We start from the raw sequence: 1,996 nt of genomic DNA on the forward strand, positions 1-1,996 counted from the left end.
GGGGGGCGCCACCCCGCGCGCCCGGGGGGGCGGGGGGGGCGCGGGGGCTCCCCCCCCCCCCCCCCCGGCGGGGCGGGCGGCGGGGGTGCCGGGGCGCCGGCCGGTGACGGGACGGGGTCGGCGGCGGTGGGGGTCGGGCGGGTGCCGGGGGGCACCGTGACGGGTGGGGGGGTCGCCGGGGAGGGGGTGGGGCGGCGGGGGAGGGTGCCGTCGGTGAGGCGGCGGGCCGTTCTCGCCGCGTCGCGCGAGGCCGCCGCGCCGGAGTCGTTCGGAATCGCTGCCGTCATTCGGGGTCCACCTCTTGTCTCGGGGTCATCGGAACAATCGCCGCCAGGTCTCCGGGCCCGGGTAGCCGTCGGCCGCCGCGCCGCGCCAGCCCTGTGCCCGCTGGAACGCCTCGACGTTGCGGCGGTCCGCCTCCGTCCAGCGCGGACCGGGTCCCGACAGGTAGTGCTTGCCGAAGCCCCGCTTCACCAGTTGTTTGCCCAGCTTCTCCACATATGCGTTGGATTGGCCCGGACGGAAGGAGCCACGCCCGGGGAACCCCTTCGCATCTGTGCTCGGACCGCTCGAACCACTCGAACCGCCGATGTTCCGGCCCCCGCCCGAGACCAGGAGCTTCCAGGTGTGCGGGCCCGGCAGACCGTCCGCCTCCTTGCCCTTCCAGCCCTGCGCGCGCTGGAACGCCTGGGTCGCCCTGCGGTCGGCCTCGCCCCACCTCGGGCCGGGCCCCTGGGCGTAGAACTGCTTCCCGCCGCGCGCGACCAGCATCTGCCCGAGCCGCGTCACGTACGCGTTGTTCGCGCCGGGGCCGAACATCGCCCCGCCCGGGTACGCGGACCCGCCCGGCGCCGTCGAGCCGCTGCCCGCACCGGTGCTGCCGCTGACCAGGCCCTTGTAGCGGTAGGCCACGTACCGGTTCGAGTTCTCCCAGTACGCCATGGGCGTGGCCTGCTTCCGCGTGCGCGGCTTGGTCTGCTCGTAGGCGATGTACGACGTGTGGGTGTAGTCCGTCCAGCCGCCGAAGATCGTCACGTGCGAGCCGCGGGTCGGGTTGGCCGGGTTGTGGAAGAGCAGGATGTCGCCGGGCTGGAGCTCGGTGCGGTCGATGCGGACGGCGAAGCGGTCGAGGCTGCCGGTCCACTCGTTGCTGCGCAGGTTCCAGGCCATGGAGATGTAGCCCGAGCAGTCCTGGCGGTACCCGTCCGACCAGTACTTCTCCATCGAGTACGGCACCTGGGCCGCGACCCACAGCTTGGCCCGGTTGATGATCTCCGTGCGGGTCGTCCTCCGCAGCGTCTCGGTCGAGACCTGACTGGTCGTCGGGACGGCGCCGGGGGTGGGTCCGCCGTCGCCCTGCGCGGCCGGCGGGCCGTGCAGCGGGGCGCGGCCGCCCTGCGGGGTGTCGGAGCCCTGGGCGGCCTCCGCCGCGTCGGCCGCGTCCGCCGGGGTCACCGGGACCACGGGGGCGACGGCGGCGGCGATGCCGCTCGTCCCGCCGCCGCCCAGGACCGCGCCCGCCGCCGTCACCAGGACCAGGGCCCGGCGGGCGCCGTGCGCCGCCGGGTGGCCGCCCGCGCGGACCGGCAGGCCCAGCGCGAGGTCACGGCGGTGCCGGGCGCAGCCCGGGCAGCCGCAGTCGGGCGCGGGTTCGAATTCTTCGAAGACCGGCACGCTCATGTCGATTCCCCTCCACACTCGTCAAGATCTTTTGGGCCTCTGTTTCGGGCGCCAGTTTCTCAACTGTCTGGACAAATCGCATTTTGACGGATCAACGGCCTGATACGACCATCCGACAGGCCGGAGACGGTCGCCGTTGGTCAGGAGCACCCCTGGAGGTCGGGTAGAGTTATCTCTGTCAGCAGGCGCCGCTAGCTCAGTTGGTTAGAGCAGCTGACTCTTAATCAGCGGGTCCGGGGTTCGAGTCCCTGGCGGCGCACCGACAGAGATGGCCCCTCGCGAGAGCGAGGGGCCGTCTCGTTGCCGTGACTCAACT

1 protein-coding gene and 1 tRNA gene are annotated in these 1,996 nt (G+C 73.4%); one reads left to right on the forward strand and one right to left on the reverse strand.

What is annotated here, in order from left to right; genetic code table 11:
* Positions 1-312: 312 nt before the first annotated feature.
* The gene (locus ACFW1I_RS11565; RefSeq protein WP_384668928.1) at positions 313-1,680 is read right to left on the reverse strand and encodes a peptidoglycan-binding protein; all 1,368 of its coding nucleotides are present in this window, start codon (positions 1,678-1,680) and stop codon (positions 313-315) included.
* Between the two features lie 185 nt (positions 1,681-1,865).
* Here ACFW1I_RS11565 and ACFW1I_RS11570 point away from each other — a divergent pair.
* A tRNA-Lys gene (locus tag ACFW1I_RS11570) sits at positions 1,866-1,939 on the forward strand.
* Positions 1,940-1,996: the final 57 nt, after the last annotated feature.

The sequence above is a fragment of the Streptomyces sp. NPDC058955 genome (assembly GCF_042741435.1).
Lineage (GTDB): Bacteria > Actinomycetota > Actinomycetes > Streptomycetales > Streptomycetaceae > Streptomyces.

Bases quoted from the DNA above. Each gene is read 5' to 3' on its own strand.
- ACFW1I_RS11565 (WP_384668928.1), bottom strand. From the start codon at position 1,680: ATGAGCGTGCCGGTCTTCGAAGAATTCGAACCCGCGCCCGACTGCGGC.